At 58.7% G+C, this 23,255-nt stretch carries 24 protein-coding genes; 4 read left to right on the top strand and 20 right to left on the bottom strand.

What is annotated here, in order from left to right; all coding sequences use genetic code 11:
* Positions 1 to 64: 64 nt before the first annotated feature.
* On the bottom strand, positions 65 to 847 hold the full coding sequence (gene hisJ, locus AB1E37_RS07100; protein WP_002913209.1) for a histidine ABC transporter substrate-binding protein HisJ: 783 nt from the start codon (positions 845 to 847) through the stop codon (positions 65 to 67).
* 267 nt (positions 848 to 1,114) lie between these two features.
* Complete coding sequence (gene argT / locus AB1E37_RS07095) at positions 1,115 to 1,897, bottom strand: lysine/arginine/ornithine ABC transporter substrate-binding protein ArgT (protein WP_002913210.1); 783 nt, start codon at positions 1,895 to 1,897, stop codon at positions 1,115 to 1,117.
* Positions 1,898 to 1,937: 40 nt separating this feature from the next.
* Here argT and AB1E37_RS07090 point away from each other — a divergent pair, with 40 nt between their 5' ends.
* On the top strand, positions 1,938 to 2,099 hold the full coding sequence (locus AB1E37_RS07090) for a hypothetical protein (protein ID WP_004140952.1): 162 nt from the start codon (positions 1,938 to 1,940) through the stop codon (positions 2,097 to 2,099).
* Positions 2,100 to 2,179: 80 nt separating this feature from the next.
* Here the strand turns inward: AB1E37_RS07090 and AB1E37_RS07085 are convergent, their stop codons facing one another.
* The 10 genes from AB1E37_RS07085 to pdxB all read right to left on the bottom strand — a co-directional run bounded on the left by AB1E37_RS07085 (position 2,180) and on the right by pdxB (position 11,981).
* Positions 2,180 to 2,749 carry a UbiX family flavin prenyltransferase gene (locus AB1E37_RS07085; RefSeq protein WP_002913212.1) on the bottom strand — a complete coding sequence of 190 codons (570 nt, stop codon included), beginning with the start codon at positions 2,747 to 2,749 and terminating at the stop codon, positions 2,180 to 2,182.
* Positions 2,750 to 2,884: 135 nt separating this feature from the next.
* Positions 2,885 to 4,402, bottom strand: a complete 1,518-nt coding sequence (gene purF, locus AB1E37_RS07080; protein ID WP_002913213.1) for an amidophosphoribosyltransferase — start codon at positions 4,400 to 4,402, stop codon at positions 2,885 to 2,887.
* A gap of 33 nt (positions 4,403 to 4,435) precedes the next feature.
* Complete coding sequence (cvpA, locus tag AB1E37_RS07075) at positions 4,436 to 4,924, bottom strand: colicin V production protein (protein ID WP_002913214.1); 489 nt, start codon at positions 4,922 to 4,924, stop codon at positions 4,436 to 4,438.
* 216 nt (positions 4,925 to 5,140) lie between these two features.
* Complete coding sequence (dedD, locus tag AB1E37_RS07070; RefSeq protein WP_004214089.1) at positions 5,141 to 5,830, bottom strand: cell division protein DedD; 690 nt, start codon at positions 5,828 to 5,830, stop codon at positions 5,141 to 5,143.
* Positions 5,820 to 7,088 (bottom strand): bifunctional tetrahydrofolate synthase/dihydrofolate synthase, encoded by a 1,269-nt coding sequence (gene folC / locus AB1E37_RS07065; RefSeq protein ID WP_002913219.1) that lies wholly within the window; start codon positions 7,086 to 7,088, stop codon positions 5,820 to 5,822. Before folC ends, dedD begins: the two co-directional genes overlap by 11 nt.
* 75 nt (positions 7,089 to 7,163) lie before the next feature.
* Positions 7,164 to 8,084: an acetyl-CoA carboxylase, carboxyltransferase subunit beta gene (accD, locus tag AB1E37_RS07060; RefSeq protein ID WP_002913220.1), complete on the bottom strand. Its 921-nt coding sequence runs from the start codon at positions 8,082 to 8,084 to the stop codon at positions 7,164 to 7,166.
* Positions 8,085 to 8,269: 185 nt separating this feature from the next.
* A complete protein-coding gene (locus AB1E37_RS07055; protein WP_002913221.1) occupies positions 8,270 to 8,929 on the bottom strand; it encodes a DedA family protein in 660 nt (219 codons plus the stop codon).
* 26 nt (positions 8,930 to 8,955) lie between these two features.
* Positions 8,956 to 9,768: a tRNA pseudouridine(38-40) synthase TruA gene (gene truA / locus AB1E37_RS07050; RefSeq protein WP_002913226.1), complete on the bottom strand. Its 813-nt coding sequence runs from the start codon at positions 9,766 to 9,768 to the stop codon at positions 8,956 to 8,958.
* Positions 9,768 to 10,781, bottom strand: a complete 1,014-nt coding sequence (locus AB1E37_RS07045; protein WP_023280385.1) for an aspartate-semialdehyde dehydrogenase — start codon at positions 10,779 to 10,781, stop codon at positions 9,768 to 9,770. Before AB1E37_RS07045 ends, truA begins: the two co-directional genes overlap by 1 nt.
* 63 nt (positions 10,782 to 10,844) lie before the next feature.
* On the bottom strand, positions 10,845 to 11,981 hold the full coding sequence (gene pdxB / locus AB1E37_RS07040) for a 4-phosphoerythronate dehydrogenase PdxB (RefSeq protein ID WP_023280386.1): 1,137 nt from the start codon (positions 11,979 to 11,981) through the stop codon (positions 10,845 to 10,847).
* Positions 11,982 to 12,091: 110 nt separating this feature from the next.
* Here pdxB and flk point away from each other — a divergent pair, with 110 nt between their 5' ends.
* Complete coding sequence (gene flk / locus AB1E37_RS07035) at positions 12,092 to 13,069, top strand: flagella biosynthesis regulator Flk (protein ID WP_022615607.1); 978 nt, start codon at positions 12,092 to 12,094, stop codon at positions 13,067 to 13,069.
* A gap of 86 nt (positions 13,070 to 13,155) precedes the next feature.
* On the opposite strand, the gene AB1E37_RS07030 is transcribed toward flk, so the two are convergent.
* Positions 13,156 to 14,331, bottom strand: coding sequence for an MFS transporter (locus tag AB1E37_RS07030; protein WP_023286747.1), 1,176 nt, complete (start codon positions 14,329 to 14,331; stop codon positions 13,156 to 13,158).
* 209 nt (positions 14,332 to 14,540) lie between these two features.
* The gene (gene fabB / locus AB1E37_RS07025; RefSeq protein WP_002913291.1) at positions 14,541 to 15,761 is read right to left on the bottom strand and encodes a beta-ketoacyl-ACP synthase I; all 1,221 of its coding nucleotides are present in this window, start codon (positions 15,759 to 15,761) and stop codon (positions 14,541 to 14,543) included.
* Positions 15,762 to 15,919: 158 nt separating this feature from the next.
* Here fabB and mnmC point away from each other — a divergent pair, with 158 nt between their 5' ends.
* Complete coding sequence (gene mnmC, locus AB1E37_RS07020) at positions 15,920 to 17,908, top strand: bifunctional tRNA (5-methylaminomethyl-2-thiouridine)(34)-methyltransferase MnmD/FAD-dependent 5-carboxymethylaminomethyl-2-thiouridine(34) oxidoreductase MnmC (RefSeq protein ID WP_023286748.1); 1,989 nt, start codon at positions 15,920 to 15,922, stop codon at positions 17,906 to 17,908.
* A gap of 61 nt (positions 17,909 to 17,969) precedes the next feature.
* Here the strand turns inward: mnmC and AB1E37_RS07015 are convergent, their stop codons facing one another.
* From AB1E37_RS07015 to prmB, 6 genes are read right to left on the bottom strand one after another with little or no spacing between them, the layout of a single operon-like run.
* On the bottom strand, positions 17,970 to 18,251 hold the full coding sequence (locus tag AB1E37_RS07015) for a YfcL family protein (RefSeq protein ID WP_002913338.1): 282 nt from the start codon (positions 18,249 to 18,251) through the stop codon (positions 17,970 to 17,972).
* 31 nt (positions 18,252 to 18,282) lie between these two features.
* Positions 18,283 to 18,831 (bottom strand): elongation factor P hydroxylase, encoded by a 549-nt coding sequence (locus tag AB1E37_RS07010; protein ID WP_021440519.1) that lies wholly within the window; start codon positions 18,829 to 18,831, stop codon positions 18,283 to 18,285.
* Positions 18,831 to 19,640: a sulfite exporter TauE/SafE family protein gene (locus tag AB1E37_RS07005; protein WP_002913340.1), complete on the bottom strand. Its 810-nt coding sequence runs from the start codon at positions 19,638 to 19,640 to the stop codon at positions 18,831 to 18,833. Before AB1E37_RS07005 ends, AB1E37_RS07010 begins: the two co-directional genes overlap by 1 nt.
* Positions 19,640 to 20,464 (bottom strand): penicillin-insensitive murein endopeptidase, encoded by an 825-nt coding sequence (mepA, locus tag AB1E37_RS07000; RefSeq protein ID WP_004174960.1) that lies wholly within the window; start codon positions 20,462 to 20,464, stop codon positions 19,640 to 19,642. Before mepA ends, AB1E37_RS07005 begins: the two co-directional genes overlap by 1 nt.
* 2 nt (positions 20,465 to 20,466) lie before the next feature.
* Positions 20,467 to 21,552: a chorismate synthase gene (gene aroC, locus AB1E37_RS06995; protein WP_002913342.1), complete on the bottom strand. Its 1,086-nt coding sequence runs from the start codon at positions 21,550 to 21,552 to the stop codon at positions 20,467 to 20,469.
* Positions 21,553 to 21,593: 41 nt separating this feature from the next.
* Positions 21,594 to 22,526 (bottom strand): 50S ribosomal protein L3 N(5)-glutamine methyltransferase, encoded by a 933-nt coding sequence (gene prmB, locus AB1E37_RS06990; RefSeq protein WP_002913346.1) that lies wholly within the window; start codon positions 22,524 to 22,526, stop codon positions 21,594 to 21,596.
* A gap of 167 nt (positions 22,527 to 22,693) precedes the next feature.
* On the opposite strand from prmB, the gene smrB reads away from it, so the two are divergent.
* On the top strand, positions 22,694 to 23,245 hold the full coding sequence (gene smrB / locus AB1E37_RS06985) for an endonuclease SmrB (protein WP_002913348.1): 552 nt from the start codon (positions 22,694 to 22,696) through the stop codon (positions 23,243 to 23,245).
* Positions 23,246 to 23,255: the final 10 nt, after the last annotated feature.

Genomic DNA, 23,255 nt, shown 5'->3' with positions numbered 1-23,255 from the left:
GCTGCCTACCCTGTCTGTCATTCACCATTGCGCGCGAAACGCACGCAATGGCGAGGCGTGAGAATTATTCGCCGTATACGTTAAAATCGAAATATTTTTTCGCCAGCTTGTCGTAGGTGCCGTCCTTACGCATCTCCGCAAACGCCTTATTCAGCGCTTCACGCAGTTCGTTGTCTTCCTTACGCAGCCCCATACCGGTGCCAACACCAAACAGTTTCTCGTCTTTGATTGACGGGCCACCAAACTGGTAATCTTTACCAATAGGCTGTTTCAGGAACCCTTCGCTGGCCGCGACCTCATCCTGGAACGCGGCGTCGATCCGGCCGGCGGTCAGGTCGGAATAGATATTGTCCTGCCCCTGATAGGAGACAATTTCGATACCTTTCGGCGCCCAGTGCTCATTGCCATAGGTTTCCTGAGTCGTCCCCTGCAGCACGCCCACGCGCTTACCCTTGAGGGTGGCGAGATCCGGCGTTACCGGGCTGCCCTTTTTCACCACCAGACGCGAATCTGCCGCATACAGCTTGTCAGTGAAGGCAATTTCCTGCTGGCGCTTTTCAGTAATCGACAGCGAAGACATAATCGCGTCGATTTTCTTCGCTTTTAAGGAGGGGATCAGCGCATCCAGCGGGTTTTCAACAAAGGTACATTGCGTATTAATACGCTTACACAGCTCTTTTGCCAGATCGATATCAAAACCGACCAATTCTCCCTGCGCATTCTTCGATTCGAAGGGAGCATAAGTCGGATCGGTACCGATACGAATTTTTTGCGGGATGGCGGCAAAGACCGTGGAAACGCTGGAAAGGGCCAGCGCTAAAGAGAGAGACAACGCCAGTTTTTTCATAACTATCCTCGACAGACTGTCATTCTAACGGGTTTATTAGAACTATTTACGCCAGTTATCGTGCCATTATTCGCCCCTTAAGGGCAAAGATTTATGCACCAGAAAGGCCGATTTTTTGCATCAGAAACGCTTAACTATGCATTTTTTAGCCAAAAAACTGGCTGCTTTTGCACTGAAATGATCCACAGCGCGTTTAGATGCACCCTTTTGGGGCATGGATACGAACCTGGCGGCAGGCCCACCCCATTGTGCGGGCCTGCAGCAGTCTTAGTCGCCGTACACGTTAAAATCGAAGTATTTCTTCGCCATTTTGTCGTAGGTGCCGTCTTTACGCATCTCGCCCAGCGCTTTATCAAACGCGGCTTTCAGCTCGGCGTCGTCCTTACGCAGGCCGATACCGGTGCCGTCGCCAAAGTACTTTTTGTCTTTAACGGACGGGCCGGCGAAGGCGAAATCTTTCCCGGCAGGCTGTTTCAGGAAGCCTTCGCTGGCGGCGACTTCATCCTGCAGCGCCGCATCCAGACGGCCAGCTGCGAGGTCTGAATAGATCAGATCCTGGTTCTGGTAAGCCACCACGTCAACGCCCTGGCTGCGCCAGCGGTCGTTAGCATAGGCTTCCTGAGTAGAACCCTGCAGCACGCCGACGTGCTTGCCTTTCAGCGCCTCCAGCGTCGGCTGGATCGGCGACCCTTTGGCGGCGATCAGACGCGAGTCAGCGGCATATAGCTTGTCAGAGAAGGCGATCTCTTGCTGGCGCTTCTCGGTAATAGAGAGGGAAGAGATGATGGCGTCGATTTTCTTCGCTTTGAGGGAGGGGATCAGGGAGTCAAAATCACTGCCGACCCAGGTACATTTCACCTTAATTCGGGAGCACAACTCATTGCCTAAATCGATATCAAAACCAACAAAGTCCCCTTTCGCGTCTTTCGACGAAAATGGCGCATAGGTCGCGTCAGTGCCAATGCGAATGCTCTGCGGCAGAGCAGCAAACACGCTGGCCGTGCTGCTCATTCCCACGAGTAAAGAGAGAGCCAGAATCGTCTTCTTCATACAGTACCCTTAAGTGTCGTGATGTGGTGCGTTGCTTGTTATGGTGATTGCCGATCAATCCTGCAGTTTTTGTGCCATCTTCCCGGTGCGTGCCGGGAACAGGGTTAAATTTGTTAAAATAAAGTTGCAGGATTGTCTTAAAAGGGAAGATACCAGCATTACTGGCGAAACCGCAGCGCCTGAGCGCAAAAAGACGAAATAAATGTCGAGGATTTGATCGCGGCAACAAATTTGCACCACCGGAGCGCAAGCGTACATTTCATGCACCACTATAGTGCGACACTAGGCCCCCTGCCAGCGGGTAAACAAGTCGTGCTCCAGACTAATATCAAATTGATCGAGTACCCGATTGACGGTCTGGTTGATGACATCGTCCAGGCTTTGTGGCCGGTGGTAAAAAGCCGGTACCGGCGGCATTATCACCGCCCCCAGCTCTGCAGCCTGAACCAGCAGACGCAGATGGCCCAAATGGAACGGCGTTTCCCGCACGCAGAGCACCAGCGGACGACGCTCTTTCAGCACGACATCCGCCGCCCGGGTCAGCAGGCCATCCGTATAGCTATGGACAATGCCCGAGAGCGTCTTCATTGAGCAGGGTAAAATCACCATCCCGGCGGTTTTAAAAGAACCGGAAGAGATACTGGCGGCGATATCGCGGGCGTCATGCACCACATCGGCTAGCGCCTGCACCTCACGTACGGAGTAGTCGGTCTCCATGGCCAACGTCTGGCGCGCCGCCTGGCTGAGGATGAGATGAGTTTCAATATCCGGCACATCTCTTAGCACCTGCAGCATCCGCACGCCGTAAATGGCGCCGCTGGCGCCGGAAATGCCAATAATCAGTCGTTTCACGTTCTGTTACCCCTTGCGCGTGTGCCGCAGACTTTGCCGGATTATAGCCTCTGGCGCAACTATTGACGCACAGTTAAGGGGCGAAAAAAAGCCCGCCGTCCTTTAGGTACGGCAGGCCCGCGACGCGTGAACGGCTTAACCCTCGTTGTGCATCTCGAGGTTTTCGACTTCGTTTTGCAGCTGGACCGCTTTGGCATCATCGTTACGCAGGGAGTCAAGATAGTCGAGGTACTGCTGGTCGACATCCCGGGTCACATATACGCCGTTGAACACCGAGCATTCAAACTGCTGAATATCCGGGTTCTCCGCGCGCACCGCGTCGATCAGATCGTTGAGATCCTGGAAAATCAGGCCGTCGGCGCCAATGATCTGGCGGATCTCATCCACTTCGCGGCCATGGGCGATCAGTTCGTTGGCGGTCGGCATATCGATACCGTACACGTTCGGGAAACGAATTTCCGGCGCAGCGGAGGCGAGATACACTTTTTTCGCCCCTGCTTCACGCGCCATCTCAATGATCTGCTCCGAGGTGGTGCCGCGTACAATGGAATCATCGACCAGCAGCACGTTCTTATCGCGGAATTCCGCACGGTTGGCGTTGAGCTTACGGCGAACAGATTTACGACGCAGCTGCTGACCGGGCATGATAAACGTCCGGCCGACGTAGCGGTTCTTCACGAAGCCCTGACGATAAGGTTTGTCGAGAATGCGGGCGATTTCCAGCGCGATGTCGCAGGAGGTCTCCGGGATCGGAATAACGACGTCAATATCCAGATCTTCCCACTCGCGGGCAATCTTTTCGCCCAGCTTAGTCCCCATGTTGACGCGGGCGCTGTAGACGGAAATTTTGTCAATAAACGAGTCCGGACGGGCAAAATAGACGTACTCGAACAGGCACGGGTTGCTGACCGGATTATCGGCACACTGACGGGTATAGAGCTGGCCCTTCTCGGTAATATAGACCGCTTCGCCCGGCGCCACATCGCGCAGGAATTCAAAACCAAGCGTATCAAGGGCCACGCTCTCCGAGGCCACCATATACTCGGTGCGACCGTCGCCAACGTCACGTTTACCCAGCACCAGCGGACGAATGCCGTTAGGGTCGCGGAAGGCCACCATGCCATGCCCGATGATCATCGCCACGCACGCGTACGCGCCGCGGATCAGGCGGTTGGTCGCCGCAATCGCCGCGAAGATGTTGTCCGCTTCCAGCGGGTAGTGACGGAAGTTATCCAGCTCACTGGCGAAAATATTGAGGAGGATTTCGGAATCAGAGGTGGTATTGATATGGCGGCGTTTTTCTTCAAACAGCTTTTTACGCAGCTCGTGCGCATTGGTCAGGTTGCCGTTATGCGCCAATGTGATGCCATACGGCGAGTTAACGTAAAACGGCTGCGCCTCGGAGGCGCTGGAGCTGCCCGCCGTAGGATAACGCACGTGGCCAATACCCATATTGCCCTGCATACGCTGCATGTGGCGGGCCTCGAATACGTCGCTTACCAGCCCGTTAGCCTTACGCAACCGGAAGCAGTTGTTGGCATCAATGGTGATGATGCCAGCGGCATCCTGTCCACGGTGCTGGAGCACCGTTAGCGCATCATAAATCGACTGGTTAACCGGCATAACACCGGCGATACCGACAATACCGCACATACGTCTTTTCCTCGTTCAGCAACGACCCAAAGTCTATACTTTAGGCAAGAAACTTGACGAGCTTTGCAGGTATTCAAAAAACCATCTGATGACGGGGGTAAAATAGGGAATAAACTGCGACTGATGCCAGTCATCGCTCTTCGCCATCCCGGTAAAGGTGTCCAGGAAGAACAGGATAGCGGCGATGATCAGCACCCCACGTAGCGCGCCGAAGCAGATCCCCAATACCCTGTCGGTTCCTGACAAACCGGTCTTCTCCACCAGCTGGCCTATCACATAGTTCACGATAGCGCCAACGATGAGCGTCACGATAAACAGCGCCGCAATAGCAATCCCATTTCGAACCCGTTCATCCTCAAAGCCCGTAAACCAGACAGACAGGTCAGCGTAGTAATGGCTGGCGACATAAAACGCGCAACCCCACGTGACTAACGATAAAGCTTCGCGAACAAAGCCGCGGATCAGGCTGACCAGGCAAGAAAGACCCAGCACCGCCATAATGGCGTAATCAATCCAGACCATATACGTCCCACGATTTACGCCCTGTCGTCCAGTTCGGGGCGCATTCTAACAGAAAAAGAAAACGTTTGCGTAGGGATTTCCATGCCCTACAGAAATAAAAATGGCGCTGAAAAAACATTCAACGCCAGACTGCCTTTCGCCTCTTCAGGGCGGCTGAGACAGGGTTTGCGGGGCGTTTCTCCCCGCCACGTTCTCTCCGCATGGCGGAAAAAACAATCAGTTCGGGGTGAAGCCCATCACCACCCCGCTAAGCCCGGAGATCTGCTGCAGATCGCCCAGCTGGCCTTTCAGCTTGTCTTTTGACGCATCCGGGCCGACGAGGATACGGGTAATTTTACCCTGTACCGGCGTCGAAGGCGACGTATAGACTTTGAAACCCGAGGCCCGCAGTTTACCGACAATCTCATTCACCTTATCGGCGTTCTTCAACGCGCCCAGCTGAACCACATAGGCTTTGCCGGTCGGCGCCGGCAGGGCCGCCTGCTGCTGCGGTGGCTGTTGCTGCTGTGGCTTAGCCGGCGGCGGCGTTGGCGTCGCGGCCTGCTGTTGCGGCTGCGGTTTCGGCTGCGGCTTGGGCTGCGGTTTCGCGGCCACCACCGGCTCCTGAACGTCATCGAAGCTGTTGCTGTTCACCGGAATACGCGATGGATCTAACGATGGCGCGGCGGCATCGCCCGCCCGCACCTCTTCCGCCGCCCCTTCCGGCGGTTGCGAAGGCAACGCCTGGGTTGCCGCCGGCAACATATCCGGTTCATCGCGATCGCCTGGTTTCGGTACCAGCGGGATCGCGGCAAACTCATCCTGGTAATGCTTTTTCTGCCCGTCCAGCAGCCCTGGCAGGATAATCACCCCCAGCGCCACCAGCACGATTGTCCCGACTAAACGGTTCTGAAACTTACTCGCCACCGATTCTCCCCGCGTCTATCTCTTCCATAACCTGCGCTACGGTGTGAAACGAACCACACACCAGCACGGTATCTTCCACTTTAGCGTCAGCCATGGCCGCACGCCACGCCTGCGCCACGCTGCTATAGACTGTACCGCAGCGCAAATGTTCCACCAGCTGCTCTGCCGTCGCGCCGCGCGGGCCTTCCAGCGGCGCGCAGTACCAGGCATCGACTTCCGGAGCCAGATTGGCCAACGTGCCGGCGATGTCCTTATCATGCAGCATACCAATAACCGCCAGCACGCGTCCCGTTTTCGCTAACGTTTTGAGACGCCCGGCGAGATAGGCCGCCGCGTGCGGGTTGTGCGCCACATCGAGGATCACTCGCGGGGCGTCGCTGATTATCTGAAAGCGTCCCGGGAGCATCGCATCGCGGATCCCTGCGCGCAGGATAGCGTCATCCACGGCAAGCCCGCTGGCGCGCAGCGCCGCCACGGCCGTCGCCGCATTCGGCAACGGCACCTGAGGCAGAGGCAGGTGGCTTAACGCCCCTGCCGTATCGCGGAAGGACCATGTTTCGCCTTCCACCTCATAGCGCCAGTCGACGCCGCGGCGCTGGAGCAGCGCGCCCTTCTCGCTAGCCACTTCCGCGATGGTGAGCGGCATATCCGGCTCCCCCACCACCGCCGGTTTACCGGCGCGAAAGATGCCCGCTTTTTCCCGGCCGATACTTTCGCGATCCGGGCCCAGCCAGTCGGTATGATCGAGGGCGATGCTGGTGACCACCGCGACGTCGGCATCAACGATGTTGGTGGCGTCGAGACGCCCGCCGAGCCCGACCTCAAGGATCACCACATCCAGCTGCGCCTGCTTAAACAGCCACAGCGCCGAGAGCGTGCCGTATTCAAAATAGGTCAGCGAGATGTCACCCCGCGCCGCTTCGATTTCAGCAAACGAAGCCGTATGCGCCGCCTCCGGCAGTTCAGCCCCCTGAATGCGCACGCGTTCGGTGTAGCGCACCAGATGCGGAGAGCTGTAGACCCCCACTTTATAACCGGCCGCCATCAGGATGGTTTCCAGCGTGCGGCAGGTGGTGCCTTTGCCATTGGTGCCCGCGACGGTAAAAACGAACGGCGCCGGTTTAACGATATCCATCTGCCCGGCGACCTCGCTGACGCGCGCCAGCCCAAGGTCGATGGTTTTACTGTGCAGATGTTCCAGATAAGAAAGCCACGTAGCCAAGGGCGACGTGGCCTGAGGAATAGGATCTTTTTCCATGATGCCCGTAAGAATTGACGGTTAACGCGTATGAATAAAAAAGGGCAGCGCCGCCAGGCCCTGCCCTCTGCTTTATCAGGCCTCAGGTTCCTGATCCGGTGCCGGCGGCACCACCACGCCTTCATGAGGCGCTTCCGAAACGGCAACCGGCGCCGGCAGGTTCATCAGCTTCGCCAGAATGCTGGCCAGCTTGAGACGCATTTCCGGACGGCGAACGATCATATCGATCGCCCCTTTTTCAATCAGAAACTCACTGCGCTGGAATCCCGGCGGCAGCTTCTCGCGTACGGTCTGCTCGATAACGCGAGGACCGGCAAAGCCGATCAGCGCTTTCGGCTCGGCAATGTTCAGATCGCCCAGCATCGCAAAGCTCGCCGATACGCCGCCCATGGTCGGATCGGTCAGCACGGAGATGTACGGCAGTCCGCGCTCCTGCATTTTCGCCAGCGCCGCGGAGGTTTTCGCCATCTGCATCAGCGACATCAGCGCTTCCTGCATACGGGCGCCACCGGAGGCGGAGAAGCAGATCAGCGGGCAGTTATCTTCCAGCGCCTGCTCCACCGCGCGTACAAAGCGTGCGCCGACGACGGAACCCATCGATCCCCCCATAAAGGAGAATTCAAAGGCGGCGGCAACCACCGGCATCGCGTAGAGCGTACCTTTCATCACCACCAGCGCGTCTTTCTCGCCCGTCTCTTTCTGAGCGGACGCCAGGCGGTCTTTGTATTTTTTTGAATCGCGGAACTTCAGCACATCTTTTGGCTCAAGTTCGCTACCCAGTTCTACCAGAGAACCTTCATCCAACAGGCTATGCAGGCGATTACGCGCCGACATGCGCATATGGTGATCGCACTTAGGACAAACCTCCAGGTTGCGCTCCAGCTCGGCGCGGTAGAGTACCTGACCGCAGCTGTCGCACTTGGTCCATACACCCTCAGGAATGCTCGCCTTGCGGGTGGGAGTGATGTTGCTTTTAATTCGTTCAATCCAGCTCATTGATAACCTTTCTGCCTGAACCTGGTCGATGCCAGTTTTGTCGTAAGGGGCGCATAATGCCATTTTTGCCTCTTACAGACCATGAATGTTGCACATTAAATCATATCATCCCGGAACATGGGATAAAAAAGTGGTCAAACCGCTGCGCGTGACGCTCTGCACCGCCACGCGCAACACAGGCTAAACTACTTCGCCTGCTTCGCCGCCGCCCGCTTGTGGCGAATAATCTCAATCACGCCCGGCAGGACCGAGAGGACGATGATCGCCACGATCAGCAGCTTCAGGTTCTCCTGCACCACCGGCAAATCGCCAAACAGATAGCCGGCATAGGTGAACAACAGCACCCACAGCAGCGCCCCAACTACGTTATAGGCCGCAAAATGACGATAGGACATATGCCCCATTCCCGCCACAAACGGCGCAAAGGTTCGGACTATCGGCACAAAGCGCGCCAGGATAATGGTTTTCCCGCCGTGACGTTCGTAGAAGCTGTGGGTTTTATCCAGATAGCTGCGACGGAATATCTTTGAGTTCGGATTGCTGAACAGCTTTTCGCCGAACAGCCGGCCAATGGTGTAGTTGACCGCATCGCCGACGATGGCCGCGATGACCATCAGCAGTACCATCAGGTGGACATTGAGATCGTTGGTTGGCAAGGCCGAGAGCGCGCCCGCGACGAACAGCAGGGAATCGCCCGGCAGGAATGGCGTCACCACCAGCCCGGTTTCGCAGAACAGAATCAAAAACAGAATGGCATAAACCCAGACGCCATACTGGGCAACCAGTTCGGCAAGGTGCACATCAATATGCAGGATGAAATCAATTAAAAAGTGAATCAAGTCCATGTTTGTCTTTACCCTTAATGACCCTATTAGTCCGCCAGAAACAGCGGGCCCATTGGCAGCACCGGTAAATCATAGTGGGCCGGGTAATCCACCGACACCAGATACAACCCTTCCGCTTTTGCCGTTGCCGCAGCGAGCGTCCTGTCTTTTGCTGCCAGCAGTTCTGCCATCCAGCTCTCCGGCTGGTTTCCGGCCCCGACCTCCATCAGGCTGCCTACAATATTCCTGACCATATGATGTACAAAGGCATTCGCTTTGATATCCACCACCACATACGCGCCGTAGCGGGTAACGTTAATATGCATCACGTTGCGCCACGGGGTACGCGACTGGCACTGTACCGCGCGAAACGAGGTAAAGTCATTCTCTCCCAGCAGACACTGCGCGGCGCGCTGCATACGCTCGGCGTCGAGCGGCTGGTGAAAATGCGTCACGCCATGACTTAACACCGCCGGACGCAGGCGATGATTATAGATGACGTAGCGATAGCGGCGCGCCGTGGCGCTGAACCGGGCGTGAAAATCCGCCGGTACATGTTTGACCCAACGCACCGCGATGTCACCAGGTAAATTCGCATTTACCCCCAGCGTCCAGGCGGCATCTTTCCGCTGCGCCCGGGTTTCGAAATGCACCACCTGGCCGGTGCCATGGACGCCGGCGTCGGTGCGGCCGGCGCAAAAGACGGTAATCGGTTCGTTCGCCACCTGCGAGAGCGCCTTTTCCAGCTTCTCCTGCACGCTGCGCACTTCGTTTTGCCGCTGCCAGCCGTAATATTTGCTGCCGTCGTACTCGATGCCCAGCGCGATTTTACAGATCGGCTGTTGCTCCATCTCAGACATCAGTACAGGTACTCCTCAATCAGCTTCTCGGCGATCTTCACCGCCATCAGCGCGCCGCCGAAGCGCACGTTATCCGCTACCGACCAGAACTGGATCTGCTCCGGCATACCGTAATCGTTATGCACGCAGCCGATGGAGAGGCGGGCATTGCCTGAGGCATCACCAACCTGAGTCGGGAATTCGCCCTCTTCAGAAAGTTCGATATCCTCGCCGCGGGTAAAAGCGTCGCGCGCCTCCTCCGCCGCCAGCGGGCGCATCGCTTCGAAGCTCACCATCTGCGCATGGCCGTAGAAGACCGGCGACTGAACGACGCTGGCGGAGATCATCAGCCCGTCATCCTGAAGAATTTTGCGCGCTTCATCGACGATCCGGCGCTCTTCGCGCACGCTACCTTCACGATCCGGCAGCAGCGGCAGCATGTTGAACGCCAGCTGGCGACCAAAGAAATCGTCTTCATCGATAGGGATGCCGTTCAGCAGCTTAGCGCTCTGACCTGCCAGCGCATCCACCGCTTTTTTCCCCTGCCCCGAGGCGGAGAGCAGGTTAGTGACGCTAATGCGCGACAACCCGCCCTGATCGATCAGCGGTTTGAGCGCCGTCAACAGCTGACTGGTCAGGCTATTAGGCACCGCAATCAGGTTGCGGTTGCGATAATCGTCTAATACGAACGGGTTCACGTCCGGCACCACCAGCGGTACGTCCGGCTCCAGCGCAAACAGGCCGCTGAGATCGATAACCAGACACCCGGCGTTGGTCGCTTCTTCGACATACGCTGCACTGGCTTCGACGCCGGCGGCGAAGAAAGCCAGCTGGGCCTGGGTCCAGTCAAATTCGGCGGCGTCTTTGACGATCACCGACTTGCCACCAAAACGCAGATGTTCGCCCGCGCTGTCGTTGCGCGCCAGAGCAAAAATCTCTCCTACCGGGAACTGGCGTTCAGCAAGAGTTTCGAGCAGGGCTTCGCCTACGGCGCCCGTTGCGCCCAGTACGGCAATATTCCAGCCTTCAGACATGGTGGTTAACTCCAGAAATAAAGCGGCCCCGCCGGAGTATCCGGCAGGGGCATTAAGAAGACATTAACGAACAGGATGATGCACGGCGTTAAAACCGAGCTGGCGCAACAGCGTCGCCGCCTGCTCATCGCTGCACTGCACATACAGCGAAGACCATTCGCGACGTTCCTGATAATTTTTACGCAGCTTGTCGAATTCACCGGCGACGCCGGCCACCTTCCGCAGCGGCGCATCATCGCGGCGCACATCATACACCAAGTGGACCAGTCTTTTCAGCGTCGGCTGATCGAGCGGTCCATGCAGGGTAATGCGGCCAAATTCCGGCGCCGGCAGCAGAGTGTCCAGCGCTACCTGCTGCGGATGGCCGATAAAGGCGCTGTAGGCTTCAAAAACCTGCGTCGTCCCGCGCGCTTTCCCTTCGAGGGTGTAGCCGGCGATATGCGCGGTACCGATATCCACTAGCTTGAGAAGCTCAACGTTTAGATCCGGCTCCGGCTCCCAGACGTCCAATACCACACTCAGCGGCTGACCAGCTTCCAGCCGCTTTAGCAGTGCGGCGTTATCGACCACCGGCCCGCGGCAGGCGTTGATCAAAATCGTTCCGGGCTTCAGGCGGCTTATCAGCGCCTCATCCGCCAGATGCAGGGTTTTATATTGCCCTTCTTTATACAGCGGCGTATGGAAGGTGATGACATCGGCTTCCTGGACCAGCGCCTCGAGGGAGCGGAAGTCACCTTCGTCGCCGCGATCGGCGCGCGGTGGGTCGCAGAGCAGAGTTTTGATCCCCAACGCTTCCAGGCGCTTTTGCAGTCGCCCGCCAACGTTACCGACGCCGACGATCCCGACGGTGCGGTCGCGCAGCGCAAAGCCGTCGCGTTCGGCCAGCATCAGCAGCGATGAAAAGACGTACTCTACCACCGCAATGGCGTTACAGCCGGGCGCCGCAGAGAAACCAATCCCCGCCTGCTGCAGCCACGCCTGATCGACGTGATCGGTGCCGGCGGTAGCGGTGCCGACGAACTTAATGGCCTTGCCGGCGAGCAATGCTTCATTGACCCGGGTGACCGAGCGCACCATTAGGGCATCCGCATCGGTCAGGGCATCGGCCGGGACCGGACGGCCTGGGATCGCCTGCACGTCGCCTAAACGGCTAAAAAGCTCACGGGCATAGGGCATATTTTCATCAACGAGGATTTTCACAGTTCAGTACCTGTCTGAGAACGAGAGTTAACTGGGGAAGTGTGCCATAATCTGGCCGCCAGGCATACTCATCACCTGGTTCCAGCACCGCGATATCGAAAGGATGAATCATGACGCACCCCCTTGCTGATATGCCAGACCGTCCTCCAGGGCGAGGCCCATCAGGCACTGCCGCCACCGGCGAACCTTCGCTTTCCATGCAGCAACGCACCGTTCTGGAGCGACTGATCACGCGCCTGGTGGCGCTGACCTCGCAGCAGAACGCGGAAGTGTGGGCCTGCGTCAAACATGACCTCGGACTGAAAGGCGACTCGCCCCTGCTGGCCTGCCATTTCAGCGCCGCGGAGGCCAGTCTCAACCAGCGCTTAGCCGCCGCTCAGGATAATCATCATCATCGCCAGACCTTAGCGCAGCTCAGCGATCTGCTCGGTCAGGGCAATAACCGCCAGGCGGTGAGCGATTATATTCGTCAGCATTATGGGCAAACGGCGCTGCATGCCCTTAGCCAGACGCAGCTGGAGACCATTCTGCATCTGCTGCAGCATGGCCAGCTGTCGATCCCGCAGCCGCAGCAGCGCCCGCCGACCCTGCGCCCGCTGTTGCCAGCCGAGCATAATACGCTCAATCAGCTGGTGACTAAGCTGGCGGCCGCCACCGGCGAACCAAGCAAGCTGATTTGGCAATCCATGCTGGAGCTTTGCGGCGTCAAGTCCGGGGAGCTGATCCCGGCGACGCACTTCCTGCCGCTTTCGTACTGGCTGCAGGCGCGGCAAACGCTGAGTGCGCAAAGCGCGCCGACGCTCACCTCGCTGCAGGGAGCGCTCAAGCAGCCGCTGGAGGCCGCGGAGTGGCAGACAATTGTCGACTTTGCCCGTCGCAGCTGGCAGGTCACGCCGCGGACCACGCTGAGCCCGGCGCAGATCCTGGCGCTGCTGAACAAGGTGTTTGTGCTGCGGGTGGCCCGCGCCCAGGAGACGCTGGCCATCCCGCAAGAGGAGCCTGTCGCCAGGCGGACGTGGAGCGCTAAGCCGTGGCAGCTGGCGCTGGGCGCAGTTGTCCTGCTCCTTGTGCTGTGGCTCCTGCTGTAGCCCAGCAGCCACCGGCGGCGTTTACGGCTCCCCTTCATGCCAAACGCCGCGGTGTTTCCTACAGCGTTTTCAGGCCGGACAATAACCTAGCGGCGAAATGAGATAAGGGTGACGAGGATCCCCAGCGCCGCGCAGAGGGCGCCGGCAAGGAACACCGACGAGTAGCCCAGCGAGGTCGCCAGCAGGCCGGTCAGCGGCCCGGTCAGGCCATAGGAGATGTCCTGAAAGGCCGCATAGCCGCCGAGCGCGGTGCCGCGCACCTGCGCCGGGACGCGCTTCACTACTTCCACGCCAAGTGAGGGGAAAATAAGCGAACAGCCGCACCCGGTCAGCGCCGCACCGGCCAGCGCCAGCCAGGCATTCGGCGCCAGTCCCAGCAGCGTCAGACCAACCGCCTCTATCAGCAGCGAGACCATCGCCACCTTAACGCCGCCAAACCGATCCGGCATCCAGCCGAACAGCACTCGCATCAGCACAAAGGCGCCACCAAACGCCGTCAGGGTAAAGCCGGCCATTGGCCAGCTATGGCTGGCGAAATAGAGGGAGACGAAGGTGCCGATCACCGCAAAGCCGACACCCTGCAGGCCCAGGCCAATGCCCGGGCGCCAGATCATGCCGATGACGCTCCAGAGTGAAGGCCGCTCGCCTCCGTGGGCCGCCACTTTGCGCACGGTACCGTTAATAAGCCAGGCGACGAGCGGTAGTCCCATGGTGACACAGGCCAGCACCGCCACGCCAAAATGGCTATAGATCAATAATCCCAGCGGGGCGCCCACCGCCAGCGAGCCGTACATCGCCATGCCGTTCCATGACATCACTTTGCCGGAACGGGCCGGTCCCACCAGGCCCATCCCCCAGCTCAGGTTTCCGGTCAGCAGCTGGCTTTCGCCAAACCCGAGGATCAAGCGGCCCAGCAGCAGCAGACCGAGCCTGGCGAGCAGCGGCAGCGGCAGCAGCGCAGCGGCCAGCCATGCCGCGCCCGCCAGGGCGCAGGCCAGCATCCCCTGCAGGACGGAACGTTTAGCGCCGTACTGGTCTGCCAGGCGCCCGGCGTACCCCCGGGTCAGAACGGTGGCGAGGAACTGGATCCCTACCGCCACGCCAACCACGGTGTTGCCAAATCCCAGCTCCTGATGGACAAAGAGCGGGATCACCGGCAGCGGCAAACCAACGGTCATATAGGTCAAAAAGACGGCAAACGTAATACGGAAAAGCGAAAAATTGGCCGAAGAATTGGATGTTGTTTCAGTAACTGCGGACATGCATTACTCCAGATTCGCAGAGTAAGGCGAGCAAAGCGACACGCCCCCTCCACCTGATTATCAGGGTTAAGGCGCGTTGGTTGACGTTAAACGCTTACGCATTAGTGGAGAGACTAATGGATCCGCGAGCAGTGTGCCTGCGGGCTCTTACTCTGTCAAGATGACAAAAAAGGGGAGCCGGTGGCTCCCCTTTGCGCATCACATGCTGATTAGGCGTTGTATTTACGCATCACCAGCGTGGCGTTGGTGCCGCCGAAGCCGAAGCTGTTGGACATTACGGTGGTCAGCTTAGCGTCCGTCGGTTTGGTGACGATGTTCAGGCCAGCAGCCTGCTCGTCCAGCTCTTCAACGTTGATGCTCGGCGCGATAAAGCCGTGCTCCAGCATCAGCAGGGAGTAAATGGCTTCCTGTACGCCCGCCGCGCCCAGCGAGTGGCCGGTCATCGCTTTAGTTGCCGAAATAGCCGGGCTGTTGTCGCCGAATACTTCGCGGATGGCGCCCAGCTCTTTCACGTCGCCGACCGGAGTGGAGGTACCGTGGGAGTTCAGATAGTCGATCGGCGTATCAACGCCATGCATCGCCATCTGCATGCAGCGCACTGCGCCTTCACCAGACGGGGCGACCATGTCCGCGCCATCGGAGGTCGCGCCATAGCCGACGATTTCGGCATAGATGTGCGCGCCACGCGCCAGGGCGTGTTCCAGCTCTTCCACCACGACCATACCGCCGCCGCCGGCGATAACGAAGCCGTCACGGTTAGCATCATAGGTACGGGACGCTTTTTCCGGGGTGTCATTGTATTTAGTGGACAGCGCGCCCATGGCGTCGAATTCGCAGGCCATTTCCCAGCACAGCTCTTCGCCGCCGCCGGCAAAGACGATGTCCTGTTTGCCCAGCTGGATCTGCTCTACCGCGTTACCAATACAGTGGGCGGAAGTGGCGCAGGCCGAGCTGATGGAGTAGTTAACGCCGTGAATTTTGAACGGCGTAGCGAGGCAGGCGGAAACGCCGGAAGCCATCGCTTTGGTGACCACATACGGGCCCACGGCTTTCAGACCACGCGGGCTACGCATGGCATCGGCGCCGAAGACCTGGAATTTCGGGGAACCGCCGCCGGAGCCTGCGATCAGGCCGACACGCGGGTTATTCTGATATGCTTCAGGCGCCAGACCTGCGTCGGCAACAGCCTGTTCCATGGACAGGTAAGCATAGATGGAGGCGTCGCTCATAAAGCGCACTACTTTGCGGTCAATGAGGCCAGTGGTATCCAGTTTGACGTTGCCCCATACGTGGCTGCGCATCCCTGAATCTTTAAGCTCCTGAGAGAAAGTGATCCCTGAACGTCCTTCACGCAGAGATGCCAGGACTTCCTGCTGGTTATTACCGATGCTGGAAACGATGCCCAAGCCAGTAATCACTGCACGTTTCATTAAATACCTCTGTAAGTCGCACTATTTTAAGTTTCGTGTCGCACAATAGCGTACACTTGTACGCCGAACAAGTCCGATCAGACATTTTGTGTATAAATTTGCGCCCTCAGGCACACATCGTTAAGATCGTGCTACGCCTTGTGATTCGAGTAACTTACGTGAAACAAAACGCCATACAACCCGCCAACCTGGAATTCAACGCTGAGGGTACACCTGTTTCCCGAGATTTCGACGATGTTTACTTTTCCAATGACAACGGTCTGGAAGAGACTCGCTACGTTTTTCTCGGCGGAAATCGCCTGCCGGAGCGCTTCCCCAGCCACCCTCGCCCGCTGATGATCGTCGCGGAGAGCGGCTTCGGCACCGGGCTCAATTTCCTCACCCTCTGGCAGGCGTTTGACGTTTTTGTTCGTGATAACCCGGACGTTACCTTGCAAAGGTTACATTTCATCAGTTTTGAAAAATATCCGCTGAAGGCTGAGGATCTCCGCCTGGCGCACCAGCGCTGGCCAGAGCTGGCTCCGTGGGCGCAGCAGCTGCAGGCGCAATGGCCGTCGGCCTTCGGCGGGTGCCATCGTCTGCTGCTCGACGGCGGGCGGGTGACGCTCGATCTGTGGTTTGGCGATATCAATGAGCTGACCAGGGAGCTGGATGATTCGCTGAACCAGCAGGTGGACGCCTGGTTTCTTGACGGCTTTGCCCCGGCGAAAAATCCCGACATGTGGACTCAGGATCTGTTCAGCGCCATGGCGCGCCTGGCGCGACCCGGCGGGACGCTGGCCACCTTTACCTCCGCCGGTTTTGTTCGCCGTGGCCTGCAGGAGGCCGGCTTTACCATGCGTAAAAGCAAAGGCTTCGGCCGCAAGCGGGAGATGCTAACCGGCGAGATGGCGCAAACGCTGAGCTTTCCTGCGCGCGCCCCCTGGTTCGCTCGCAGTAGCAGCGATGCCCGCGAGGCGGCCATCATCGGCGGCGGGATCGCCAGCGCCCTGCTCTCCCTGGCGCTGCTGCGCCGCGGCTGGCAGGTGACCCTTTACTGCGCCGATGAGGCTCCAGCGCAGGGCGCCTCCGGCAATCGCCAGGGCGCGCTGTATCCGCTGTTAAGTCAGCACGATCCGGCGCTGGCGCGCTTTTTTCCGGCCGCGTTTACCTTCGCCCGCCGAATGTATGACGCGCTGCCGGTGATGTTCGATCACCAATGGTGCGGTGTTACCCAGCTCGGCTGGGATGAGAAAAGCGCGCATAAAATCGCCCAGATGCTGGCGCTGAATTTACCCCCGGACATCGCCTGCGCGGTGACGGCGGAACAGGTTGCCGGGCTGACCGGCGTCGATACCGGCTGCGGCGGCATCACCTATCCGGCCGGCGGCTGGCTGTGCCCGCAGCAGCTCACCGCCGAGCTGCTGGCGCTGGCGGCCACGCGCGGACTGCACGTGCACTATGGTTATCACGTTGAAACGCTCAGCGCGGAGGGCGATGGCTGGCTGCTCAATCAGCAGCGCTATCATCAGGCGGTGGTTCTGGCGAACGGCCACCGCATCACTGGTTTTGCGCAAACCGCCCAACTGCCGGTCTACCCGGTTGGCGGCCAGGTCAGCCATATTCCCACCACCCCGCGGCTTGCTGCCCTGCGCCAGGTGCTGTGCTACGACGGCTACCTGACGCCACAGAATCCGCAAAATCAGCAGCACTGCATTGGCGCCAGCTACCACCGCGGGAAAACCGACACCACCTTCAGCGAAGAAGATCAGCAGCACAACCGGCAACGGCTGATCGACTGCTTCCCGGGCGCGGAGTGGCCACAGGACGTGGATATCAGCGCCAACGACGCTCGCTGCGGCGTGCGCTGCGCCACCCGCGATCATCTACCGATGGTCGGCAACGTGCCGGACTACGCGGCAACATTGACGCAATACGCCAGCCTCCACGAACAACCGGATATCGCCGATAGCGCGCCGGTCTGTCGTAACCTGTTTATGCTTGGCGCGCTCGGGTCGCGCGGACTTTGCACCGCGCCGTTAAGCGCTGAGCTGCTGGCGGCGCAAATGAGCGCGGAACCGCTGCCGCTGGATAGCGACACCCTGGCGGCGCTGAATCCGAATCGGCTGTGGGTGAGAAAACTGCTGAAGGGAAAAGCGGTGAAATAAAACCATGAGGGCAGGCAATTTCCCGGGTACGGCTGACGCCTGACCCGGGCTACAACATGGCTCAGGCCTGATTTTTCGCCTGTTGATACAGGTTATGCCACATCCCCTGCACCAGAATTTGGTCCGGCGGCGACAGTTCGCCAGCGCTGATGGCTTTCTCCAGGCTCTGGCTAACTCTGCTGTGTACCGCGTCAGCAGAATGCTCGCCCTCACCTTCCAGCTCAGCCACCGCCAGCGTCAGGTGGCCGCGCAGATAACCGCCGGCAAACAGTTCATCATCACTGGCGTGGTCTACCATGTTGTCAATCAGCGCCAGAATGCGTGATTCAAACTCCGCGATCATCATCTTACCTCTTGTCATGTAATGTGCGGCCTTAGTGCAGGTCTTCCGGCCACGGAAAGTGTTTCGCCGTCAATGGCGGCGTTTGATAATAGTGTTGTAACGCGCGAATAAAGCGCGCCGGACGTTCGGGGATCCCTTGTTCAAGTAAAGTCATCACCCGAGCATGCACCCGGCGCTGGAAGGCGATGCGATCGGGCTCAACGTCCCCGTCCAGATTGTCACAGCTGACGTTAAACGGAAATCCCGCCGCCACGCAGAACAGCCACTCAAAGGCCTGCGGTTTCACCTCGACATCCTCAAACTGGCTTTGGGTCATCGCATCGCGGCCGTCCGGGCAGTACCAGTAGCCAAAATCTACTTGTTCGCGACGCGCCTTGCCGGCGACACACCAGTGAGAGATCTCGTGCAGGGCGCTGGCAAAAAATCCGTGCGCAAACACGATACGGTGATAGGGCGTTTCATCGTCAGCCGGAAGGTAGATCGGCTCATCGTCGCCTTTAATCAGGCGGGTATTAAATTCTTCGGCAAAGCAGCTGTCGAAAAGGTCTATCAGCTGCTGATAATGGTGTTGCTGTTGCATTAATGAATTCCCAACCACTGCAAAATCTCAGCCCCGTGGCTGTCATAAAGAAGTTTCGCGCTCATCACCGCCGAGACGATAACGATCATCGGCCGGATCAGCGACTGCCCTTTACTCAGCACCAGCCGGGACCCGGCACGGGCGCCAATAAACTGGCCGGCCATCATCACAAAGCCGGTGGCCCAGATAACCTTTCCACCGATGATAAACAGCAGCAGGCCGCCGACGTTTGAGGTGGCGTTCAGCAGCTTGGCATGGGCCGTCGACTTGGCAAGGTTAAACCCGGCCAGAGTGACAAAAGCCAGGGCGTAAAACGAACCGGCGCCGGGGCCGAAAAAGCCATCGTAAAACCCTACGCTACCGCCGGCGACCAGCGCAAACGGCAGACCGTAAAGCCGACGCTGCCGGTCGGCTTCGCCCAGTTTCGGCATCAGCAGGAAATAAAGGCCGATGCCAATCACCAGCAACGGCAGGATCTGCTTCAGAATATCGGATTGCACGTGCTGCACCAGCAGCGCTCCGGCGGTTGAGCCGATAAAGGTCATCAGAATATTCAGCTTCTGATCGGCCAGATTAACCACCTTGCGGCGGACAAAATAGAGGGTCGCCGATAGCGACCCGCCGCAGGCCTGCAGCTTATTGGTCGCCAGCGCCTGGGCTGGCGGCATGCCGGCCGCCATCAGCGCAGGGACAGTCAATAAGCCCCCGCCTCCCGCCAGTGAGTCAATAAAACCGGCCAGGATGGCGACAAAGAAGAGTACCACCAGCACCAGCGGCGATACGGCAAACAACTCGATAAAACTATCCATTACAGCACATGCTCATCCAGTAGCGCCTGGCAGGAAGGCGGCAGCGGCGGCGGCGTCTTCTTCACAGGGGGGGTAGACCCGGGTTTAGGTGGTTCGAACCAGCTCTGCAGCTCCGCTCCGCAGCCATCGCCGGGCGGCGGCGGCGCCTGATCCTCGCACTCCAGACTTCCCGCCGGGCAACGCAGTCGGACGTGCATATGAGCGCGATGCTGGAACCAGGGACGGACTTTACGCAGCCACTGGCGGTCGCTGCCCGCGTCCAGGCACAGCTGCTGTTTAATCGCCGGGTTGACGAAGATGCGGGTAACTTCGCTATCTTCCGCCGCCAGCTTGATAAGCTGGCTGATTTGCGGGCTCCATAGCGACGGCACCACATGCTTGCCATCGCTGGCGACCAGGTCCAGCGCCTGCGGCTTCAACAGCTGGGACGATGTCCAGCGCGTTTGCGGCAGCTGAAGGAAGATATCGACATCGAGGCCCGTCTGGTGGCTGGCGTGCCCGCCGTTAAAGCGCCCGCCCGCCGGCATCCCCATGTCGCCAATCAGCACGGTTCCCATACCTTTATTGTGCACCTGATTACTCAGGCGCTGAATAAACTGAACCAGATCCGGATGACCGAAGTAGCGACGCTGATCGGTACGCATCACCTGATAGCCGGGGGCACTCAGGGGGAGCGCCTCGGCGCCAACGATACAGCCATTGGAAAACGCGCCGATTGACTGGGCGCTGCCGCCGATCGGTTGGGTTATTTTCTGCCATGGCGTGGCGGCCAGGCTACCGGCGCTAGCCAACAGCGCAAGCAGTGCGATAACGGTGTTTTTCATGGTTACCAGCGTGGAATTGTCGTCGTCACGTCGCCATTCTGCGCGCGCTGACGCATAAAGTGATCCATCAGAACGATCGCCAGCATCGCCTCAGCGATCGGTACGGCGCGGATGCCGACGCACGGATCGTGACGCCCTTTGGTGATCATCTCCACTTCTTCGCCAAAGCGGTTAATCGTATGACCGGGAACGGTAATACTGGAGGTAGGCTTCAGCGCGATGTTGGCAACGATCTGCTGGCCGCTGCTGATGCCGCCAAGAATGCCGCCGGCGTGGTTGCTCTGGAACCCGGCTTTGGTGATCTCATCGCGGTTTTCGCTGCCGCGCAGCTTCACCACCTCGAAGCCGTCGCCAATTTCCACCCCTTTCACGGCGTTGATGCTCATCAGCGCGTGGGCGATATCGGCATCCAGGCGGTCGAAGACCGGCTCACCGAGGCCTGGCGGTACGCCGTCAGCCACTACCGTCACTTTCGCGCCAATGGAGTCGCCCTCTTTTTTCAGGCCGCGCATCAGTTCATCCAGGGCGTCGATTTTATCCGGGTCCGGACAGAAGAAGGGGTTCTGCTCAACCTGATCCCAATCTTTGATGGCCAGCGGAATATCGCCCATCTGCGTCAGGCAGCCGCGAATGACGATGCCGAACTTCGCGGCAAGGTATTTTTTGGCAATCGCCCCGGCCGCTACGCGCATCGCGGTTTCGCGCGCAGAAGAACGACCGCCGCCGCGATAGTCGCGCAGACCATACTTTTGCTCGTAGGTGTAATCGGCGTGGCCCGGACGGAACAGATCTTTGATCGCGCCGTAATCCTGCGAACGCTGATCGGTGTTCTCAATCAGCAGACCGATACTGGTCCCGGTGGTAACGCCTTCGAAGACGCCGGAGAGGATTTTGACCTGATCCGGCTCGCGACGCTGCGTGGTGTAACGCGAGGTACCCGGGCGACGACGATCGAGGTCGTGCTGCAGGTCGGCTTCGGTCAGCGGGATGCCCGGCGGCACGCCGTCAACGATGCAGCCCAGCGCCAGACCGTGCGATTCGCCGAAGGTAGTGACGCGAAAGAGTTGTCCAATTGTATTTCCTGCCATCACGGCTCCAATCTTTTTCGTTATGTTGGCGTGTTGTTTTTTTAGTCTTTATAAATACCGAAGTGCGCACGGGCGTCAATCAGCTGCTGTTTGGTCAGCATAAAGACCCCGTCGCCGCCGTTATCAAACTCAAGCCAGGTAAACGGCACGTCCGGATACTGCTCCATCAGATGTACCATGCTGTTACCGACTTCACAAATCAGAATCCCGTCGTCGCTGAGATAATCCGGCGCGTTGCCGAGGATACGGCGCGTTAGCTTCAGGCCGTCGCTTCCGGAGGCCAGCCCCAGCACCGGCTCATGCTCATACTCTTCCGGCAGATCGGCCATGTCCTCTTCATCGACATACGGCGGATTGGTGACGATCAGATCGTACTGCAGCTTCGGCAGATCGCGGAACAGATCGGAACGGATCGGCGTAACGTGATGGATCAGGCCGTGGGACTCAACGTTGTGCTCGGCGACGGCCAGCGCGTCCGGGGAGATATCTACCGCATCGACTTCCGCTTCCGGGAAGGCATAGGCGCAGGCGATGGCGATGCAGCCGCTACCGGTGCACATATCAAGGATGTGCTGCGGCTTATGGTTAATCAGTCCGGCAAACTGGTTATTGATCAGTTCGCCAATCGGGGAGCGCGGCACCAGCACCCGCTCATCAACGTAAAACTCATGCCCGCAGAACCATGCTTTGTTGGTCAGATAGGCGACGGGAATACGCTCGTTCACGCGGCGAATCACCCGCTCTACAATGCGGTGTTTCTCGCTGGAGGTCAGGCGCGCAGTGCGCATGTCTTCCGGGATATCCAGCGGCAGATACAGTGAAGGCAGCACCAGCTGTACCGCCTCGTCCCACGGGTTATCAGTCCCGTGACCGTACCAGATATTAGCAGCGCTGAAACGGCTTACCGCCCAGCGCAGCATGTCCTGAATGGTATGCAGCTCATTGACTGCCTCATCAACAAAAATTTTATCCACGACATCCTCCAGGGCACACTCTGCTATAAATTCGGCGGCTAGTGTGCCATGAAGACGGCGATAAATCAGCATTCTTGCGATAAGGGGCGGGGGAAAAAACAGGTTTTCCTTGCCCGAAGGGATATTGAGTCGGGTAAACTAGCGCAAAGTATGAATGAGAGCGGACAATGAAAAAGAAGACATCGCTTAGCGAGGAGGATCAGGCGCTGTTCCGTCAGCTGATGACCGGCACGCGGAAGATCAAACAGGACACTATTGTTCACCGCCCGCAGCGCAAGAAAATTACCGAGGTTGCTCCTAAGCGTTTGCTGCAGGAACAGGTCGATAACAGCCACTATTTTTCCGATGAGTTTCAACCGCTACTGAATACCGAAGGCTCGACGAAATATGTCCGCCCCGACGTCAGCCATTTCGAGCTGAAAAAGCTGCGCCGTGGAGATTATTCGCCGGAGCTGTTCCTCGATCTGCATGGGCTTACCCAGCAGCAGGCCAAACAGGAGCTGGGCGCGCTAATTGCCGCCTGCCGCCGCGAGCATGTGTTTTGCGCCTGCGTGATGCACGGGCACGGGAAACACATCCTCAAACAGCAAACCCCGCTGTGGCTGGCGCAACATCCGCATATTATGGCGTTTCACCAGGCACCAAAAGAGTACGGCGGTGACGCCGCACTGCTGATATTGATTGAGGTCGAGGAGTGGCAACCGCCGGAGCTGCCGTAACGGCGGGCTC

The sequence above is a fragment of the Klebsiella sp. Shm-1 genome, from assembly GCF_040804525.1.
Taxonomy (GTDB): Bacteria; Pseudomonadota; Gammaproteobacteria; order Enterobacterales; family Enterobacteriaceae; genus Klebsiella; species Klebsiella pneumoniae.
Note: the sequence above shows the minus strand (reverse complement) of the source record. Positions and strands in the feature narration are given on the sequence as shown.

Bases quoted from the DNA above. Each gene is read 5' to 3' on its own strand.
- purF (WP_002913213.1), bottom strand. From the start codon at position 4,402: ATGTGCGGTATTGTCGGTATCGCCGGTGTTATGCCGGTTAACCAGTCG.
- cvpA (WP_002913214.1), bottom strand. From the start codon at position 4,924: ATGGTCTGGATTGATTACGCCATTATGGCGGTGCTGGGTCTTTCTTGC.
- truA (WP_002913226.1), bottom strand. From the start codon at position 9,768: ATGTCTGAGATGGAGCAACAGCCGATCTGTAAAATCGCGCTGGGCATC.
- AB1E37_RS07030 (WP_023286747.1), bottom strand. From the start codon at position 14,331: ATGTCCGCAGTTACTGAAACAACATCCAATTCTTCGGCCAATTTTTCG.
- flk (WP_022615607.1), top strand. From the start codon at position 12,092: ATGACGCACCCCCTTGCTGATATGCCAGACCGTCCTCCAGGGCGAGGC.
- AB1E37_RS07045 (WP_023280385.1), bottom strand. From the start codon at position 10,781: ATGTCTGAAGGCTGGAATATTGCCGTACTGGGCGCAACGGGCGCCGTA.
- AB1E37_RS07005 (WP_002913340.1), bottom strand. From the start codon at position 19,640: ATGGATAGTTTTATCGAGTTGTTTGCCGTATCGCCGCTGGTGCTGGTG.
- mepA (WP_004174960.1), bottom strand. From the start codon at position 20,464: ATGAAAAACACCGTTATCGCACTGCTTGCGCTGTTGGCTAGCGCCGGT.
- smrB (WP_002913348.1), top strand. From the start codon at position 22,694: ATGAAAAAGAAGACATCGCTTAGCGAGGAGGATCAGGCGCTGTTCCGT.
- aroC (WP_002913342.1), bottom strand. From the start codon at position 21,552: ATGGCAGGAAATACAATTGGACAACTCTTTCGCGTCACTACCTTCGGC.
- fabB (WP_002913291.1), bottom strand. From the start codon at position 15,761: ATGAAACGTGCAGTGATTACTGGCTTGGGCATCGTTTCCAGCATCGGT.
- accD (WP_002913220.1), bottom strand. From the start codon at position 8,084: ATGAGCTGGATTGAACGAATTAAAAGCAACATCACTCCCACCCGCAAG.
- AB1E37_RS07090 (WP_004140952.1), top strand. From the start codon at position 1,938: ATGGTGATTGCCGATCAATCCTGCAGTTTTTGTGCCATCTTCCCGGTG.
- folC (WP_002913219.1), bottom strand. From the start codon at position 7,088: ATGGAAAAAGATCCTATTCCTCAGGCCACGTCGCCCTTGGCTACGTGG.
- AB1E37_RS07010 (WP_021440519.1), bottom strand. From the start codon at position 18,831: ATGCAACAGCAACACCATTATCAGCAGCTGATAGACCTTTTCGACAGC.
- argT (WP_002913210.1), bottom strand. From the start codon at position 1,897: ATGAAGAAGACGATTCTGGCTCTCTCTTTACTCGTGGGAATGAGCAGC.
- hisJ (WP_002913209.1), bottom strand. From the start codon at position 847: ATGAAAAAACTGGCGTTGTCTCTCTCTTTAGCGCTGGCCCTTTCCAGC.
- AB1E37_RS07055 (WP_002913221.1), bottom strand. From the start codon at position 8,929: ATGGACTTGATTCACTTTTTAATTGATTTCATCCTGCATATTGATGTG.
- AB1E37_RS07015 (WP_002913338.1), bottom strand. From the start codon at position 18,251: ATGATCGCGGAGTTTGAATCACGCATTCTGGCGCTGATTGACAACATG.